Source organism: Moraxella sp. K127, from assembly GCF_015223095.1.
Taxonomy (GTDB): Bacteria; Pseudomonadota; Gammaproteobacteria; order Pseudomonadales; family Moraxellaceae; genus Moraxella.
Genome location: NZ_JADFBZ010000015.1, coordinates 1 through 18079, shown reverse-complemented (window position 1 = coordinate 18079; position 18079 = coordinate 1). Strand labels below are relative to the sequence as shown.

The following is an 18079-nucleotide window of genomic DNA, read 5'->3' as shown; positions in this document are numbered from 1 at the left end:
ATTTCTGTGCAAAAAAAATGATTGGGGCGGGCATGCTCTAATATCAAGCAATACTCGATACGCCCTAGATGATTGCCAGTATTTTGAGGTGTTATCTGCCTTTGTGTTTGCCATGGATTTGCAAATAATAAGAGAGAGCTTATGTTTAAACTCATTTTTAAGCGTGTGTTAGAAGCCATTCCAACCATGCTCTTTTTGATTACCATTTCATTTTTTATGATGCGACTTGCCCCTGGCAGTCCTTTTACGGGCGAGCGTAATCTGCCCCCTGCGGTACTTGCCAACATCGAGGCAAAATATCATTTAAATGACCCGATGTGGCTTCAATTTGTCAATTATCTAAAACAACTTGCCCAAGGGGACTTTGGGCCATCTTTTAAATATAAAGACCATACCATCAATGAATTGCTTGCCCAAGCTCTACCTGTGTCGGTGGAGATTGGCTTTTATGCTTTTGTCATTGCGGTGGTGTTGGGGATTGGTCTTGGGGTCATCGCCGCCCTAAAACAAAACAGCTGGCTTGATTATGTGTTGATGACGCTGGCGATGACGGGCGTGGTCATGCCAAGCTTTGTCAAAGCACCGCTACTTGTGCTGATTTTTGCGGTCATTTTAAAATGGTTTCCAGCAGGGGGCTGGAATGGTGGGGCATTCATGAATCTAGTGCTACCTGTGACAGCATTGGCGATAGGCTATGTGGCAAGTATCGCTCGTATCACAAGGGGGTCGATGATTGAAGTGATGAATAGCCCCTATATCCGCACCGCCAAGGCAAAAGGCTTGCCCTTGTCGCACATCGTCTTTAAACATGCCTTACGTCCTGCCATGTTGCCCATCATCTCGTATTTGGGGCCTGCTTTTGTGGGGATTGTCACAGGCTCTATCGTGATTGAGACGATTTTTGGTCTGCCTGGTATCGGTCAGCTGTTTGTGAACGGTGCGTTAAACCGTGATTATAGCCTTGTGCTGAGTTTGACGATTTTGGTGGGGGTATTGACAATCCTATTTAATGCGATTGTTGATATTTTGTATGCGGTGATTGACCCGAAAATTAAATACTAAAAAGGAATGCGTATGTCTATGAATGCAAGCGAAACAGTGCAAGCCATAGAGCCTGTGGTGAAAGGACGAAGTCTATGGCAAGATGCATGGCGACGTTTTCGCCGTAACAAAGCCGCCATGGCAAGTGGTGTGGTGTTGCTTCTTATCACGGCATTTGTGATTGTCGCCCCCATGCTGTCGCCATTTGGCTATGCTGACACAGATTGGAGTAACATGGGTATCGCCCCGTCTATGGAAACCAAGCACTATTTTGGTACGGATACCTTAGGGCGAGACCTGCTCGTGCGGACAGCTGTTGGCGGGCAAATCTCACTCATGGTGGGGATTGCTGGTGCATTGGTGGCGGTGCTGGTGGGAACGGTCTATGGTGCTGTCTCTGGCTTTTTGGGCGGTAAAGTGGACATGGTCATGATGCGATTTTTAGAAATCCTAAGTGCCTTTCCTTTTATGTTTTTTGTGATTTTATTGGTAACCCTATTTGGGCGTAATATCATTTTGATTTTTGTGGCAATCGGTCTGGTATCATGGCTTGACGTGGCTCGTATCGTGCGTGGTCAGACATTGAGCCTAAAAAATAAGGAATTTATTGAAGCTGCCCGAGTCACAGGCGTGAATAACTGGCAAATCGTGACCCGTCATATCGTGCCAAACGTGCTGGGCGTGGTCGTGATTTATGCGTCTCTTATCGTACCAGGTATGATTTTGTTTGAGTCATTTTTGAGCTTTTTGGGGCTGGGCGTACAAGAGCCGAGAACCAGTTGGGGGGCACTGCTCCAAGAAGGGGCTCAGACCATGCAAGTCGCTCCTTGGCAACTGCTTGTGCCATCTACCTTTTTGGTGGTTACACTGTTTTGTTTTAACTTTATCGGCGATGGCTTGCGTGATGCCCTAGACCCAAAGGATAGATGATATGACATTATTACAAGTAAAAAATTTGGACGTATTTTTAAAAACCGATGAAGAGCTTGTCCATGCGGTCAAGGACTCATCATTTGCCGTAGAAAAAGGACAGACACTTGCCATCGTCGGTGAGTCAGGTTCGGGCAAGTCGGTCACGTCAATGGCGATTATGCAACTTTTGCCAAAAAACATCGCCAGTTTTGGTAAAGACTCATCAGTACTGTTTGATGGCAAAGAGCTACTTAGCTTATCGGAGCGTGAGATGCGTGCCATCCGTGGCGATAAGATTGCCATGATTTTCCAAGAGCCGATGACGTCTCTTAACCCATTTGTCCCCATCGGCAAACAAGTGGCAGAAGCGGTCAGCATTCACAACCCGAGCGTGAGCAAGTCCGAAGCGACCAAACTGGCACTTGACACCTTACAAAAGGTCAAAATTCCCAATGCCGACAAAAAAATGACGGCATATCCGCATGAGTTCTCAGGCGGTCAGCTCCAACGCATCATGATTGCAATGGCGATTATCAATAAGCCCGACCTGCTTATCGCTGATGAGCCGACGACGGCACTTGATGTGACCACGCAGGCGGAAATTTTGGATTTGATGCTAGAATTGCAGCGTGATTTGGGCATGGCGATTATTTTAATCTCTCATGATTTGCGATTGGTCAAAAAGTACAGCGATCAAGTGTGTGTCATGCAGTATGGCGTGATTATTGAACGTGGCACGACCCAAGAGGTCTTTGATAATCCACAACATCCTTATACTGTTGAGCTGTTGACCCCCATTCCCAACAATCACAAACCCATCCTTGATGAATCCGCCCCAAAGCTCATCACAGCAGAGGACATTAAGGTGGATTATGTCATCGCACGCAACTTCTTTGGCAAGCCTACCAAAACCTTTAATGCAGTCAAGGGCATCACACTTGACCTAAAAAAAGGCGAGACATTGGGCATTGTCGGTGAGTCAGGTTCGGGAAAATCCACATTGGGACGTGCCATCATGCAGATTGTACCGTCTGTGGGCGATATTCGTTTTAATGGTGAAAAAATCATTGACACAAAGGGCGATAAACGCCAAGCATTGCGTCGTGATATGCAAATCGTCTTTCAAGACCCCTTTAACTCATTGTCGCCTCGTCTGACCGTGCGTGAGATTATAGAAGAGGGGCTTACTGTACATTTTCCGCAGATGAGCAAAGAAGAACGTCGGCAAAAGGTGGTTAAGATCTTAAAAGAAGTCAATCTATCGCCCACCATGATAAACCGCTATCCGCATGAGTTCTCAGGGGGTCAGCGTCAGCGTATCGCCATCGCCCGAGCGATTATTTTAGAACCAAAATTTGTTTTGCTTGATGAACCGACATCTGCCCTTGATCGCTCTACCCAAATCATGGTAGTCAATCTTTTAAATGACCTACAAAAAAAATATGGACTAAGCTATATTTTTATCAGCCATGATTTATCGGTGGTCAAAGCACTCTCTGACCGCGTGATTGTGATGAGTGAGGGCATGGTGGTGGAGATGGGTACGGCAAGACAGATTTTTGAAGAGCCACAACATGAGTATACCCAGCTTTTGGTACAAGCCTCTAATTTGTCTTAACTTTAACATTGACCAAACAAAAACCAGTCAGGCGACTGGTTTTTTGATGATTGTCTTAAAAATCAGTTTAAGCATCCTAGCCGATAATTTGAAAAAATTGTAATAAAAACAATACGGTAAACCCTGCCAAAAACACAATGCCACAGATGGCATAGATATTCATCAAAGGCGAGAGTTTCTTGCCACGGCTTTTGATGAGTGAGTAGTTTAAATAGGCAAAAATCGGTGCAGTAACAAAGGCTGAAATCATCGCAAATTTGAGCAAGGTTGCCATCTGCCCCATAAAAAATGTAATGAGCCCAAAACCTGTGATGGCGGTAATCGTCGTCCAAAATGACGTGATTTTGCCTGTTGATTTGTGTCCGCTGATGAGTGCAAAACATTCGGCATTGGCACGCCCATAGCCATCCACACACGTGATTATGGTGCCAAACATACACAAAAAGGCGATGAATGTCACCAAACCTCTTGACCATTCGCCAATGGTGTTGGTGTACATATTGATGAGCTGTCCGATGTAGGCACCGCCTTGCATGGCAATTTCTTGTCCTGTGCCATATTGGACAAACACTCCCAAAGCCAAGAAAAATAACGCCAAAATGGCAGAGCTAAGATAGCCGACATTAAAGTCAAGCAAGCCTTGTTCATGTGTTGGATGGTCATCACGAATTTTTTTGGCGGTCCATACCGATGAGATGACGGAGAATTCTAACGGTGTTGGCATCCAGCCCATCAAGGCGATGATGAAGGAAAGTCCTGCCATGTTAAACGGTGATACTGCCACAAAGTCATGGGCAGGTGGTGGTGCTTTTGCCCCTGCGATGATGACCGCCAAGATGGTCGTAACGGTCAGCAAAATAATGATCCATTTGGTCACATTATCAAGCATCCGAAAATGCCCAAAGATAAGCAATGCCCAAGATGCCACCACCATCACCGCCGACAGTACAACTGTGGAGAGTTCAAAGGGGAGCATATAACTTAAAATCACCGCTGTCAGCAGTACCACAGCCCCTGTACTGATCATGCCTGATATCATGGATAGAATGAAAAATGCCCAAAGATAAAATTTAGACTTTTTGGCGTAGCCTGCAATGAGACTCTCACCCGTTTCATAAGCGTAGTCGGTGGCAAAGCGAAAAAAAGGGTATTTAAAAAAGTTTGCCAATAAAATGATGATGGCAAGTTGCCAACCATATAACGCCCCCGCCTGTGTTGATGCGATCAAGTGTGAACCACCAATGGCGGCAGATGCAATCAAAATACCTGGCCCAAAGGCTTTCCAGTTAATGCCAATTGCCATAATTACCCCAAAGTAAACATAAAGTAGAAAATAAAGTTTTTGAATATTAACATATTATATCTTATTATTTCATAATTTTTTATGATAAATTATTTGTATTTTTATACAAACAGTTATATATTGAGCCAAATTTGGTCTGAATGCACTTGACTGTGTCATTTATTTAAGCCGTACCCTTTGTATTTGAGTATTTGCCCCCATCATATGTCATTATTTTTTAAGAGCCATTGTAAATGACCGCTTCAATGACCACATTTGTCAGTTTTAACATTAATGGGCTACGTGCCAGATTACACCAACTCGTTGCCGTGCGTGATACGCTTGGGGCGGATGTTATTGGTTTGCAAGAAACCAAAGTCCATGATGATGCCTTTCCCCTAAAAGACGTGGAGAGCCTTGGTTATCATGTGGAATTTTTTGGGCAAAAGTCGCATTATGGTGTGGCGATTTTGTCCAAATTTGAGCCGATTTTTGTGCAAAAGGGCTTTCCCTTTGCTGATGTGGATGCTCAAAGACGGCTCATTCATGCCCGATTTGATGTCAATGGGCGTGAGATTGATGTTATCAACGGCTATTTTCCCCAAGGCGAAAACCGTGAACATGAGACCAAATTCCCCATGAAACGTGCTTTTTATGCCGACCTAAACCGCTACATTGACGAGCTAAAAGGGCAGGGGCGTGAGCTTGTCATCATGGGCGATATGAACATCTCGCCCCATGACAACGATGTGGGCATTGGCGAGCCAAACGCCAAACGCTGGCTAAAAAATGGCACTTGTTCGTTTTTGCCCGAAGAGCGTGAGTGGTATGATGCCTTAATGAGTCGTGATTTGCACGACACTTACCGTAAGTTTAAGCCTGACAGTGCAGACGAGTTTAGTTGGTTTGATTACCGCTCAAAAGGCTTTGATGACACGCCAAAACGGGGTTTGCGGATTGACCATATTCTGTGTACAGACAGACTTATCCAAGACTGCGTGGATGCAGGAATCAGCTATGACATTCGTGGGCTAGAAAAGCCGTCTGACCATGCACCGATTTGGGCAAGGTTTGGGGTGTGATAACACAAAGGCAGTCATTATAATTGGTGTATTTATTGGGGTAAATGGCAATTTACCCCATATTTGACACGTTTGACACGCCAATTTTTTAAAATCATCTTGATTGGCAAATTTCCCTTTTTATTTTAAAAATTTATTTAACATAATCCTAATTATTTACCCCTATTTTACAAAGAAATTCAAAAATCTCATCATAAAAACCTGCCACAAAACACCTGTATAAGCCTGATTTTATGCTATAATGGCTCATTTTATACTTTTAAAAACATGAAAAACTTAAAACCCACAACCCTAATCCCCGCCCCGCACATGGGCGACAGTGCGGTGCTTGAAGTGGACGCACATTGGGCGAACTCGGACACGCTGGCTTTGATATTACACCCCAACCCCAAAGCAGGCGGGACGATGAATAACAAAGTGGTTACGACCCTATACCGCTTTTGCAAAGAAGCTAGCATGGATACCGTGCGGTTTAATTATCGGGGCGTGGGGCAGTCAAGCGGTGAGATTGAGTATGGTAATGGCGAGTATTTGGACAGCCTATGCGTGCTTGATTGGGCGTTGAAGCAGACGAATGCCAAGACACTGTGGCTGGCAGGATTTTCTTTTGGGGGATTTATTGCGTGCCGTGTGGCGGATAAGGTGTTGACGGATACAGATGTGAATCTACAAAAACTCACGCTCATCGCCCCGTCCATTGAAAAAAACGACCCAACAGGGCTAACACTACCGACCGATACGCTCATGATTTATGGCGACCAAGATGAATTTGTCCGCCCAAGCAGTATGGCGGATTTTGCCGATGAGTTTGGCATACGCCGTAAAGTGATGACAGGGGCGAGCCACTTTTTTCATGGGCGACTTGGCGAGTTAAAAGAATTGATTGAAAAATAAACCATGTCAAAATCACAAGACCCAAACAAAGTCAGTCTCGGCGAAGTGTTTGCTTTAATAACAAGCAATAAAGCATTATTTTGGGTGGTGGTTTTGGTTACGGGTTTGATAATTGCCGTGCTTTGTGGGATTGCTTACCACAATCAGCAAAAAACCATAAAGAAACACGAGTTATTAAAAGACAATGGCGTGTTGATATTAGCCACGTCCTACCGTGAACATTGCGGAAAAAACGCTAAAAGATTTTATCGTTTTGATGTAAATGGTAAAAGTTATATTAAATCTGTTGGAATGTTTTGTGGCAAGCCGTTGGGCGATACAGTTGAAGTGTATTATTTAAAAGACAAACCGCACATCAATTTATTTAAAACAGAGTTACAACGTGGCGTGCCAAGCCATTGGCATTCGGTATTTATGATAATCGTGTGTACGTGTTTGTTGTTATTTTTGACCGTTTATAAAATCATACATTCTTATTTGGTTGCCAAAAAACATTCACAAAACGAGCTTAAATTAAGGAAAAATAATGACCAATTTATCCCCCCAAAAACGCTATGATGAAGCCCTAGCCACAGGTAATTTTAGCCATGATGACGTGCAAGCTAAGGCAGTTGCCTATCTTGACAAACTGCACCATGAAATCATGGCAAGCCAAAACACCAATCAAGGCTTTTTTGCCAGTCTGTTCAAAGCCAAACCTACGCCCCCTAAAGGCTTGTATATGTGGGGCGGTGTCGGACGTGGCAAGACGTGGCTTATGGATATGTTTTATGACAGCTTGCCGATAGAGCGAAAAATGCGACTGCATTTTCATCATTTTATGAAGCGAGTACAGTCCGAGCTTGTCAAATTGCAAGGGCAAGTCAATCCCCTACAAAAAGTGGCGGACATTATACATAGCGAAGCGGTTGTCATTTGTTTTGATGAATTTTTTGTCTCCAACGTGTCGGACGCCATGATTTTGGGCGATTTGTTTAGTATGCTCTTTGAGCGTGGCATTACGCTTGTGGCGACGTCCAACATTGAGCCGTCTGGGCTTTATAAAAACGGCATTCACAGAGACCGCTTTTTGCCCGCCATTGAGCAGGTTGAAAAGCACACGACCGTGATGAATATTGACGCAGGCGTGGATTATCGGCTAAGATTGTTAAAGCAAGCCAAACTTTACTCATCGCCCCTAACGGACGACACCAAAGACTGGCTGTCCGAGCGGTTTGATACGCTGGCAGGCGGACAAAAGGTAGTAACCGACCCCATTGTCATCGGTGGGCGTGAGATTGCTATCATTAAGCGTACCGAGACCATGCTTTTGGCAAGTTTTAGGGATTTGTGTATGCAACCCCGTTCAGCGTCCGATTTTATTGAGATTGCCAGTGATTTTGATACGGTCATGGTGGATAATGTCCCTGCCTTGACGGATACATTTATGGACCCGACCAGACGGTTTATTTATTTGGTGGACGAGTTTTATGACCGCCGTGTCAAATTGCTCGTGCGTGCTGAGCAGTCTATTTTGGAGTTGTATCAAGGCGAAAAACTCGCCTTTGAGATTGAGCGGACACGTTCACGCCTGCTAGAAATGCAGTCTGAGGAATATTTGTCAGAAGAACATAGGGTAGAATAGGGGTGTTTACAGGGCAAAAGAAAACCGTTCGTGGTGAGCTTGTCGAACCATAACGGTTTTCCGCCACCCTTCGACAAGCTCAGGGCGAACGGAAAACCTAGTTCGGCAAATCCAATGTTAGAAAACTGCCTTGCTTTTTAGACGAATTATAATTTGCCCCTACCTATAATATTGCAAACTGATTAAAAGTAAAAATCAAACGAGAAAAACCATGAACGACCTAATCTCCCTTATCCATGCTCGCCGTAGCATTGGCAAACTCTCCCTACCCATGCCAAGCCATGATGAGCTAAACACCGCCTTTTTGTGTGCGATGACTGCCCCCGACCATAAGGTGTTACGCCCTTATCGGTTTGGCGTTATGGTGGGTAAGGCTCTTGATGAGTTTGGACAAGTACTGCTCCAAGCAGGGCTTGCCAAAGCCCAGACGGACGGTGAGAGTCTAGACGACACCGCACGCACCAAGCTCATCAATATGCCAAAACGAGCTCCGATGATTATCACGGTGGCAACCGATTATAAATCACACCCAAAAGTACCAGAGTTTGAGCAACTTCTGTGCGTGGGGGCGGTGGTGCAAAACCTGCTGTTGGCACTGCAAAGCATGGGCTATCGCACGGTATGGCGTACGGGCGATTTGTGCAATGAGCCTGCCGTCAAAGCCCATTTTGGGGTTAGCGATGATAACACCGTGTGCGGATTTATTTATGTTGGGTCAAGTGATATTGTCATGCCTGAGCGTGAAGCGGTGGATTTGGCAGAATTTGTTTATTTTTATCAATAGATTGCCCAATCTCAACGATTTTTGATTGTTTTTGAATGGTAGGGGTAATTTATTCGCCCTTGATAAAACAGTGATATACCAAAAGAACTTTAAAAATGATACAAAATTTATCATTGACCGTAGGGGCGAATTGCAATTCGCCCGTACAAAGCCGTATCAAATTTTAGGTTCGGTAAGTATGAATAAAGTTGAGAGTGGTATAATAACTTATCAATGAAAATTTAAAAAAGGACAAGCCCATGAAATTGCCAAAAGATAACCCCAAAGTTAAAAAAATTGTCGATGTGGCAAGCCAAAGCATCAATCAAGGCCTAGAAGAAGCCCGTCATCTGTTCGAAAAATCCGAAGCCGAAGGCGGAATTTTGGCAAACCTTGCTCATCTTGCCAAAAAACGCAAAAAAGAGCCAGACCCCGACACATTTGGCGTTCATGTGGATAAGAACATGGATGCGCCCCTGCGTATCGTGGTACTCGGTGGGGGCAGTTTTGGCACGGCAATGGCAAATCTATCCGCCAAAAACGGCTGTGAGACGACCCTGTGGGTGCGTGATAAAAAGACGGTCAAAGCCCTACAAAAAACCCGTATTAACAAAAAATACCTACCCAATCATGTACTAGATAGTCGTTTGGCGTTTAGTCATGATTTGGCAGAATCAGTCAAAAACAAAGACATTATCTTTGTGGCGGTGCCAAGCTCGGCGGTGCGTGAGACCTTGCAAAATATCCGTCCACACATCACACATCAAGCGGTGGTGTCTTTGACCAAGGGCATAGAAAAAGGCACGTTTGCCCTGATGAGCGACATCATCAAGGACGAGTTGCCACAGGTGAGTTTTGGCGTAATGAGCGGGCCCAATCTTGCTCTTGAAATCATGAATAATATGCCGTCCGCCAGTGTGATTGCCAGTCCGTCCGAGCCACTTAGAGTGGCGGTACAGACAGCACTGCACAGTGCGTTTTTTCGGGTGTTTGCGTCCGATGATGTCAAGGGTGTGGAGTTAGGCGGAGCCTTAAAAAACATCTATGCGGTGGCAATGGGTATGGCAAATGCCTATGGCGTGGGCGAGAACACCAAAGCCATGCTACTGACTCGGGCGTTGGCGGAGATGAGCCGATTTGGCGTGGCGGTGGGGGCAAACCCCTTGACGTTCTTAGGTTTGTCGGGTGTGGGCGACTTGTATGCCACTTGTAATTCTACCCTAAGTCGCAATTATCAAATCGGCAATATGCTTGGTAAGGGCATCACGCTAGATAACGCCATTAAAAAGCTCGGACAAACCGCCGAAGGGGTCAATACCATTGCTCAGGTAGAAGAGCAAGCCAAAAAACTAGGCATTTATATGCCAATCACTCACGCCCTATATGCGGTGTTATACGAAAATAAATCGGCTCTGAGTGTGGCGGTAAACCTTATGGAAACGGGGTTTCGAAGTGATGTGGAATTTGTCATGCCCCATGATGAGAGCAATGAAAAGCTGTCAAAAGAGTTTGATAAGGTCTTAAAAGCAAGTAAAGAGAATAAACCCAAAGATGATGAAGCTGTTGATGATACTGATAAATAGGTCGTGATTGTTAAATTGGGTTGTATTCTTACAATGCACCTTTGAAATTTTAACTAAATGTGTAGGGGTAAATTGCAATTTACCCTATATTAAAAGAAGGATTTACCATGAAACTTATCTTTATCCGACACGGTCAAGCAACTGCCTATTGTGCTGATGATGCTGGGCGTGATTTGACCGAATTTGGGCAAGCTCAGGCGAACCAGACTGCCACGCATCTCACCGAGCGATACAGTCTTGACATGATTATCGCCAGCCCCTTTAACCGTGCCGACCAAACCGCCAAAATCTTACAAAATATCGCAAATAACAAAGGACAAAACCCCACATTCATCACGTTGGGTAGCATTACCCCTGATGATGACCCCGTGGCAGGCGTGGCGGACATTGAGCAAATCATCACATCGCACTATGGACATGAGCATGATAAAACGATAGCGGTGGTATGTCACATGCCGATAGTCGCTCGCATGGTGGCGTATCTGGACACAGACGGTTTGCCCCCGCCGATGTTTGATTTGGCAGAATATCGGGTTATGACAGCCGATGTCATCGCCCAAGGTCTAGCACGTCAAAGCGAGAGATTCTCGCCTGTGCAACCTTGATGGATTGATAAACATAACCGCTTTGTAGGTTAATTTAATAAACCGCTACCTATTTGGGTGGCGGTTTTTAGGGCGTGTTGAATATTGGTATTTGCAATGAAAAATGAGAAAAATCGCAAGTTTTTTCCTTGAAAAACAAGATTTAGCCATTTTTCATGCAAAAATTGATAAAAGTGTTAAATTTTTATCTTAATTTTATAAAATGTTATCAATGTTCAACACGCCCTATTTACCTTTAATAAAAATAAGTTACCTTTTATTTATAAATACAACAAATTATTAATAAGCATAACAAATTTTAAAAATTGTGTCATAAAGCATTGACTTTTGGCGATGGGTGGGCGTACAATGCCATTTTAAAGATATATTTAAAATATATTTTTAAAACAGTCATTAAGATAATGCGATTATCTTATCAATCACAATTCCCAATCAAGCCACGAGATAAGGAGCAAGAGATGGGTGAGTATAAAAAGCACTGGTGGGTGCTGTTTGGGGTGCTACTTTGCACCTTTACATTGCTTGGATGGGGTGGGGCGGAAGTTTATCGCTCTGCACCGCCCATTCCACAGCAGTTTGTGGACAGTCAAGGTCAGGTCATCATGACAGATGATGACATCCTGCAAGGTCAGTCAGCATGGCAGACGACAGGTGGCATGCAGTTGGGTTCGGTGTTGGGGCATGGGGCGTATCAAGCTCCCGACTGGACGGCTGATTGGTTGCATCGTGAGCTGGTCGCATGGCTTGACATTCGTGCCAATGAAACCTACGGCAAGGGATATGATACTCTAACATCATCTGAGCAAGCAGGACTGCGTCAAGCCCTAAAAGAGGAATACCGCACAAGTGCAAATGATGGCACACAAATCGTGGTACTCTCTGATACACGCATCAAGGCAATCCATGAGGTTGCTCCCTATTATGTCAAGCTGTATGGTAATGACCCTAAGTACATCAAAACTCGGGAAAATTTTGCCATGAAAAATAACACTTTGCCTGATTTGACCGCACGGCAGCATTTGGCGAATTTTTATTTTTGGACGGCGTGGATTTCATCGGCAAATCGTCCTGGTACAGATGCCACATTTACCAATAACTGGCCACATGAGCCACTGATTGATAATGTACCAACCGCCGAAAACATCATTTGGTCAGTGGCTAGCGTGGTGTTTTTGATTGCGGGCGTGGGATTTTTGATTTGGGCGTGGGCATTTTCCAAAAAAGAAGAAGATGTCAAATTGGCGGTGCCAGAGTCTGACCCTTTGACCAAGATAAGTCTAACACCATCGCAAAAAGCGTTGGGTAAATACGGACTGCTTGTGGTGGCGTTATTTGTACTACAAGTATTTTTGGGTGGTTTTGTTGCTCATTATACGGTAGAAGGACATTCGTTCTATGGCATTCCTGTGGCGGACTGGTTGCCTTACTCACTGGTGCGGACATGGCACATTCAGTCGGCACTGTTTTGGATTGCCACGGCATTTTTGGCGGCAGGCTTATTTTTGACCCCCATCATCAATGGTGGCAAAGACCCTAAATTCCAAAAACTGGGCGTGGATATCTTGTGGGTGGCACTCATCATCGTGTGTGTGGGTTCGTTCATCGCCCAGTTCTTTGCCCTAAAACACATCATGCCTGCCCATCTTAATTTTTGGTTTGGACATCAAGGCTATGAGTTTATTGATTTGGGGCGTTTTTGGCAGATTTTAAAATTTGTTGGTATTTTGCTGTGGCTTGTACTGATGGCACGTGGCTGGGCTTATGGGTTTAAACAAAAAGGCGATAAAAACCTATTGTTTATCTTTGTGGCGTCTGTGGCGTGTGTCGGTCTGTTCTACGGCTCGGGTCTGTTCTATGGTGAACGCACCAACATTGCCATCATGGAATACTGGCGTTGGTGGGTGGTACATCTGTGGGTTGAAGGATTTTTTGAAGTATTTGCAACCGCAGCATTTGCCTTTATCTTTTATAACCTTGGGCTGGTGCGTTATAAAACCGCCACAGGGGCGACCATCATCTCAGCGGCATTGTTCTTATTGGGCGGTGTGCCAGGGACGTTCCATCATCTGTATTTTACAGGAACGACTACGCCAATCATGGCAATCGGTGCGTCATTTTCGGCATTGGAAGTTGTGCCACTCGTGGTGCTTGGCTATGAAGCCTATGAACACTGGGAAAAACAACATCAAGCCCCGTGGATGGACAAGTTAAAATGGCCCATCTTGTATTTTGTGGCAGTCTCGTTTTGGAACATGGTCGGAGCAGGCGTGTTTGGATTTATGTTAAATCCGCCATTGGCACTGTTTTATATCCAAGGGCTAAACACGACTGCCGTCCATGCTCATGCGGCGTTATTTGGTGTGTATGGCTTTTTGGCTCTCGGCTTTGTGCTGTTGATTGTGCGTTATATTCGCCCTAATCATGTCTTTGATGACAGTCTGATGAAGATGAGTTTTTGGGCTCTGAATGCAGGTCTTGTGCTGATGATAATGACAAGTTTGTTGCCTATCGGGGTGTATCAAGCCCATGCATCCATTACCGAAGGCTTGTGGTATGCACGCAGTGAAGGCTTTTTGCAACAGGACTTTTTGGTCATGCTAAGATGGATTCGCACCATTGGTGATGTGGTCTTTATTATCGGGGCGATAGCAGTAGCATGGCAAGTAGTAAAATTGGTCTTTGCCAAAGCAGGTGATGATAATCATCAGCCTAATGCCCTGTAAATCGTTAAATCTTTGTCAGTATTATAACCGCTACTTAATCTGGGTGGCGGTTTTTAATAGACTTCTTTCCAAACCCCGATTTTTGTGGATTTTTAAAAATCTCAACCCCAATACTTATAAGGGTTTATTTTTAGTTTGGAAAGAGATTTAATGGTAAAAAGGCGATCAAAAGTCAATCACAGGGCAATCGCACTATATTTAATTTTTAGCAAATAAAATTATGTTTTTGAAGAAATTGGCAATTTTTAGACACAAATTATTTAAAAACTCACCAAACCAATTATATTTTGAATAATTTATTAAAAATATATTTAGATAAAATTAACTATAAATACTAAATTTGCTTGATTTTTAATCAATTTCATGTAAAATTTTGTAGTGCGATTGCCCTGAAGTCAATCATGAGTGATATTTAATCTTTTGATAGAATGTGTTATAATGTCAAAAGATGTATTTATCCATTTTGAGAGACCCATGTCATATAGTTTGCTTCGCCCTTATCTATTTTCCATGCAACCTGAAAAAGCCCATGAATGGACGCTTGAAAATTTAGAGCGATTGCACAAAGCACGCCTGCTTGGGTTTGCTTATCCACGCCAGTCAATGCCGACCAACTGCATGGGCATTAGCCTGATGAACCCTGTGGGGCTGGCGGCGGGGCTTGATAAAAATGGCGAGTATATTGACGCCTTGGCTGAGCTTGGCTTTGGTTTTTTGGAGATTGGTACAGTCACGCCACAACCACAGGCGGGCAATCCACGCCCGAGAATGTTCCGTTTGGCGGACAGTGGGGCGATTATCAACCGTATGGGCTTTAATAACGATGGCGTGGATAAGATGATTGCCAACATTGAGCGTGCCAAATACAAAGGCGTGCTTGGTATTAACATCGGCAAAAATGCGACCACGCCTGTTGAGAATGCTTTGGATGACTATGTGTACTGCTTGGAGCGAGTTTATCCGTACGCCAGTTATATCACGATTAACATTTCTAGCCCCAACACCGCCAATTTACGAACCCTGCAAGGGGCATCTGAGCTGGCTCATCTGTTGGATGGCATTAAGACTTGCCATACAAAACTGGCAAGCGAGCATGGCTACTATGTGCCACTTGCCCTAAAAATCGCCCCTGATTTGGACGAGAGCCAAATAGATGACATCGCCAAAAATCTCACCAACTTTGACATTGATGGGCTGATAGCCACAAATACCACGTTATCACGAGTGGGTGTCGAAGACCAAGAGCATGCCCATGAAGATGGTGGTTTGTCAGGCAGACCGCTTAGTCATCAAAGCACGTTGGTACTGACGGCATTTGCCGAGCGACTGTCGGGCAAGGTGGATTTGATTGGGGTGGGCGGTATTGATACGGGCGATTTGGCGGTGCGTAAGCTGACCGCGGGAGCGACTGCTGTACAGCTGTACTCAGGACTGGTTTATAAAGGTCCTTCGCTCGTGCAGGACTGTGTACAAAGCATTGCCAACTACAAAGAGCGTGCCTTGGTCGTGGCGGATAAATCTGATAGCTTGGATAAAAACGTGGACGATAATGATCCAGACAAAAATGCTTCGGGCGAGCCAAACAAAGCATGAGCATTCTTGATATTGGTATCGCCTTTATGGTGCTTGTTGGGTTGTGGCGTGGTTTTCAAGCAGGGGCGATTAAGACAGCGATGTCACTGGTGGCATGGTTTGTCGCACTCATTGTGGCATCAGCTCTTGCCAAAGAGTTCTCGCCTTTGTTCGTGGGTGTGGTGGATAACGAAGTCTTACAGATTTCGCTGGCGTTTTTGGTGATTGTGCTGATTATTGTGAGTATCACGCACGTTATTTCGTGGCTGGCATTAAAAACCTTAAAATTTTTAAAATTGGGCTTTTTGGATAACATTTTGGGTGGTATCTTGGGGGCAAGTAAGGGCGTATTAAAAGTGCTGATTATCCTAAGTATCGCATCCCCCTTGCTCGTTAAATTGCCCCAATGGCAAGAGTCCATTCTCGCCCAAAACCTACTGCCCCTTGCCCCTGTGGCACAGGCGTTATTGACCGAAGTGCTTGGCGAAGCATGGAACCAAGTGGAAAATCCGTATCAATAGGACGGATTTTTTAATGCAAAAAATTTGTTAAAACTAACTTTGTATTAGTGGTAAATCTCTTTAACCTAATTGGCGTGTTGCCAAACTTTTGGAGTGAGTGACTATGTGTGGTGTGATTGGTGTGTGTGCCCATGAGCCTGTGGGTCAGATGTTATATGATGGCTTGACCATGTTACAACATCGGGGGCAGGACGCGGCAGGGATTGTGACCCTAAAAGATGACCGCCTGTATCTGCGTAAAGACAACGGCATGGTGCGAGATGTGTTTTTAAATAAGCACATGGTGCGTCTGGTGGGGAATTTTGGCATCGGGCATGTTCGCTATCCGACCGCAGGCACGTCAAGCACGGCAGAAGCTCAGCCTTTGTACGTCAATTCGCCCTATGGCATTGCCTTGGCACACAACGGTAACCTAACCAATGCCGAAACCCTTGCCAAAGAAGTCTATGAGCATGACCGTCGTCATTTGAACACCGACTCGGATTCGGAAGTGTTACTCAACATCTTTGCTCATGAATTGCAAAAATTCACCAAAACCAAACTTGCTCCCGATGATATTTTTACCGCCTTACAAGCTGTCTATGACCGCTGTCAAGGGGCGTATGGCGTGGTAGCGATGATAGCAGGGCATGGCATGCTCGCATTTAGAGACCCGAACGGCATTCGCCCACTGGTCTATGGTCGCCGTCTGACTCCTGCTGGCGTGGAGTACATGGTGGCGTCGGAGTCAGTGGCACTGACTGCGTTGGGCTTTGAAGTGGTGCGAGACATCAACCCCGGTGAAGCAATTTTTATTGATTTAAATTATAACTTGCACACCAAACAATGCACCGACAAAATCAAGCACACACCTTGTATTTTTGAATATGTCTATTTTGCCCGTCCTGACAGTATCATCGATAACATCTCGGTGCATAAGGCTCGCATGCGGATGGGGGAGAAGCTCGCTCAGCGAATCATCTCTGAGTGGGGCGAGAATCACGAGATTGACGTGGTTATTCCTATTCCTGATACATCTCGCAACTCGGCATTAGAATGTGCTACTTATCTGGGTGTGAAATACCGTGAAGGCTTTAACAAAAACCGCTATATCGGGCGTACCTTTATCATGCCTGGTCAGTCCATGCGTAAAAAGAGCGTCCGCCAAAAGCTAAACGCCATTCCTTTGGAGTTTAAAAATAAAAACGTCCTACTGGTGGATGATTCTATCGTGCGTGGGACGACCTGCCATGAGATTATTCAAATGGCACGAGACGCAGGGGCGAAAAACGTCTTTTTTGCGTCTGTTGCCCCGCCCGTGATTTTCCCGAATGTCTATGGCATTGACATGCCAGTGCGTAGTGAGCTGATTTCATCGGGGCGTACGGTTGATGAAGTGCGTGAGATTATCGGGGCTGACCGCTTGATTTTCCAAGATTTGGATGATTTGGTGGAAGCGGTAAACAACACCAAATACAGCCGTGTTGATGGCTTTGACTGCTCGGTGTTTGACGGCTGTTATGTGGCAGGGCAGATTACCGAAGAGTATCTACAAGAGCTACAAGCCAAACGCAATGACGGTGCCAAAAAACAGCAAGTGGCAAATAACCCTGTGGACATTACAGGAATTATGGAATAAGTTCATGCTTTGTTTTGTGAAAATAGGTCTTGTCTGTCAAGATCTATTTTTATAGACACCCAAGAAACTTTAAAATTACTGCAAACACAATGATGTTTGGATGTAGGGGCGTGCTGTGCACGCCTTGTGTGGTAATGTCATCAAAGGGTGTACTCAGTACACCTGCAAACCCGTGGCAAATATCAAGTTGGCTGGGTGTACATTTGCCCTTTGATAAAGTGTTGATTTTTGGGCGAATTGC

The 18079-nt window shown here is 44.9% G+C and carries 15 protein-coding genes and 1 pseudogene; 14 read left to right on the top strand and 2 right to left on the bottom strand.

What is annotated here, in order from left to right:
- The first annotated feature begins 141 nt into the window (after positions 1-141).
- From oppB to IM753_RS04760, 3 genes are read left to right on the top strand one after another with little or no spacing between them, the layout of a single operon-like run.
- Positions 142-1062 (top strand): oligopeptide ABC transporter permease OppB, encoded by a 921-nt coding sequence (gene oppB, locus IM753_RS04770; protein ID WP_065256860.1) that lies wholly within the window; start codon positions 142-144, stop codon positions 1060-1062.
- A 12-nt stretch (positions 1063-1074) separates the two neighbouring features.
- Complete coding sequence (gene oppC / locus IM753_RS04765) at positions 1075-1971, top strand: oligopeptide ABC transporter permease OppC (RefSeq protein WP_216635283.1); 897 nt, start codon at positions 1075-1077, stop codon at positions 1969-1971.
- Between the two features lies 1 nt (position 1972).
- Positions 1973-3571 carry an ABC transporter ATP-binding protein gene (locus IM753_RS04760; protein ID WP_065256858.1) on the top strand — a complete coding sequence of 533 codons (1599 nt, stop codon included), beginning with the start codon at positions 1973-1975 and terminating at the stop codon, positions 3569-3571.
- Between the two features lie 76 nt (positions 3572-3647).
- Here the strand turns inward: IM753_RS04760 and IM753_RS04755 are convergent, their stop codons facing one another.
- On the bottom strand, positions 3648-4874 hold the full coding sequence (locus IM753_RS04755; RefSeq protein WP_194108784.1) for an NRAMP family divalent metal transporter: 1227 nt from the start codon (positions 4872-4874) through the stop codon (positions 3648-3650).
- A gap of 245 nt (positions 4875-5119) precedes the next feature.
- Between IM753_RS04755 and xthA the strand changes: the two genes are divergently transcribed.
- From xthA to purF, 11 genes and pseudogenes are all read left to right on the top strand, one after another.
- Positions 5120-5935, top strand: coding sequence for an exodeoxyribonuclease III (xthA, locus tag IM753_RS04750; protein ID WP_065256856.1), 816 nt, complete (start codon positions 5120-5122; stop codon positions 5933-5935).
- Between the two features lie 267 nt (positions 5936-6202).
- Positions 6203-6829 carry an alpha/beta hydrolase gene (locus IM753_RS04745; protein WP_065256855.1) on the top strand — a complete coding sequence of 209 codons (627 nt, stop codon included), beginning with the start codon at positions 6203-6205 and terminating at the stop codon, positions 6827-6829.
- A 3-nt stretch (positions 6830-6832) separates the two neighbouring features.
- Positions 6833-7387 carry a hypothetical protein gene (locus IM753_RS04740; protein WP_194092548.1) on the top strand — a complete coding sequence of 185 codons (555 nt, stop codon included), beginning with the start codon at positions 6833-6835 and terminating at the stop codon, positions 7385-7387.
- A complete protein-coding gene (gene zapE, locus IM753_RS04735; protein ID WP_065256853.1) occupies positions 7356-8453 on the top strand; it encodes a cell division protein ZapE in 1098 nt (365 codons plus the stop codon). Before IM753_RS04740 ends, zapE begins: the two co-directional genes overlap by 32 nt.
- Before the next feature lie 211 nt (positions 8454-8664).
- Entirely contained in the window at positions 8665-9237 is a 573-nt protein-coding gene (locus IM753_RS04730) for a nitroreductase (RefSeq protein ID WP_115247404.1), read from the top strand.
- Positions 9238-9476: 239 nt separating this feature from the next.
- Positions 9477-10799 (top strand): NAD(P)H-dependent glycerol-3-phosphate dehydrogenase, encoded by a 1323-nt coding sequence (locus tag IM753_RS04725; protein ID WP_065256851.1) that lies wholly within the window; start codon positions 9477-9479, stop codon positions 10797-10799.
- Positions 10800-10906: 107 nt separating this feature from the next.
- On the top strand, positions 10907-11404 hold the full coding sequence (sixA, locus tag IM753_RS04720) for a phosphohistidine phosphatase SixA (protein WP_065256850.1): 498 nt from the start codon (positions 10907-10909) through the stop codon (positions 11402-11404).
- Between the two features lie 458 nt (positions 11405-11862).
- Positions 11863-14127, top strand: a complete 2265-nt coding sequence (locus IM753_RS04715) for a nitric-oxide reductase large subunit (protein WP_194108783.1) — start codon at positions 11863-11865, stop codon at positions 14125-14127.
- A gap of 474 nt (positions 14128-14601) precedes the next feature.
- A pseudogene (locus IM753_RS04710) lies at positions 14602-15615 on the top strand (quinone-dependent dihydroorotate dehydrogenase); the annotation flags it as partial.
- A 101-nt stretch (positions 15616-15716) separates the two neighbouring features.
- Positions 15717-16220 (top strand): CvpA family protein, encoded by a 504-nt coding sequence (locus tag IM753_RS04705; protein WP_062499396.1) that lies wholly within the window; start codon positions 15717-15719, stop codon positions 16218-16220.
- 103 nt (positions 16221-16323) lie between these two features.
- Positions 16324-17838 carry an amidophosphoribosyltransferase gene (gene purF, locus IM753_RS04700; protein WP_194108790.1) on the top strand — a complete coding sequence of 505 codons (1515 nt, stop codon included), beginning with the start codon at positions 16324-16326 and terminating at the stop codon, positions 17836-17838.
- A 49-nt stretch (positions 17839-17887) separates the two neighbouring features.
- On the opposite strand, the gene IM753_RS12965 is transcribed toward purF, so the two are convergent.
- Positions 17888-18079 (bottom strand): hypothetical protein (locus tag IM753_RS12965; RefSeq protein ID WP_227713075.1); only part of this gene is annotated, 192 nt, incomplete at its 5' end.

Coding starts and splice junctions, on each gene's coding strand:
- IM753_RS04715 (WP_194108783.1), top strand. CDS start 11,863: ATGGGTGAGTATAAAAAGCACTGGTGGGTGCTGTTTGGGGTGCTACTT.
- IM753_RS04760 (WP_065256858.1), top strand. CDS start 1,973: ATGACATTATTACAAGTAAAAAATTTGGACGTATTTTTAAAAACCGAT.
- IM753_RS04725 (WP_065256851.1), top strand. CDS start 9,477: ATGAAATTGCCAAAAGATAACCCCAAAGTTAAAAAAATTGTCGATGTG.
- sixA (WP_065256850.1), top strand. CDS start 10,907: ATGAAACTTATCTTTATCCGACACGGTCAAGCAACTGCCTATTGTGCT.
- IM753_RS04755 (WP_194108784.1), bottom strand. CDS start 4,874: ATGGCAATTGGCATTAACTGGAAAGCCTTTGGGCCAGGTATTTTGATT.
- purF (WP_194108790.1), top strand. CDS start 16,324: ATGTGTGGTGTGATTGGTGTGTGTGCCCATGAGCCTGTGGGTCAGATG.
- IM753_RS04705 (WP_062499396.1), top strand. CDS start 15,717: ATGAGCATTCTTGATATTGGTATCGCCTTTATGGTGCTTGTTGGGTTG.
- IM753_RS04730 (WP_115247404.1), top strand. CDS start 8,665: ATGAACGACCTAATCTCCCTTATCCATGCTCGCCGTAGCATTGGCAAA.
- oppB (WP_065256860.1), top strand. CDS start 142: ATGTTTAAACTCATTTTTAAGCGTGTGTTAGAAGCCATTCCAACCATG.
- zapE (WP_065256853.1), top strand. CDS start 7,356: ATGACCAATTTATCCCCCCAAAAACGCTATGATGAAGCCCTAGCCACA.
- oppC (WP_216635283.1), top strand. CDS start 1,075: ATGTCTATGAATGCAAGCGAAACAGTGCAAGCCATAGAGCCTGTGGTG.
- xthA (WP_065256856.1), top strand. CDS start 5,120: ATGACCACATTTGTCAGTTTTAACATTAATGGGCTACGTGCCAGATTA.
- IM753_RS04745 (WP_065256855.1), top strand. CDS start 6,203: ATGAAAAACTTAAAACCCACAACCCTAATCCCCGCCCCGCACATGGGC.
- IM753_RS04740 (WP_194092548.1), top strand. CDS start 6,833: ATGTCAAAATCACAAGACCCAAACAAAGTCAGTCTCGGCGAAGTGTTT.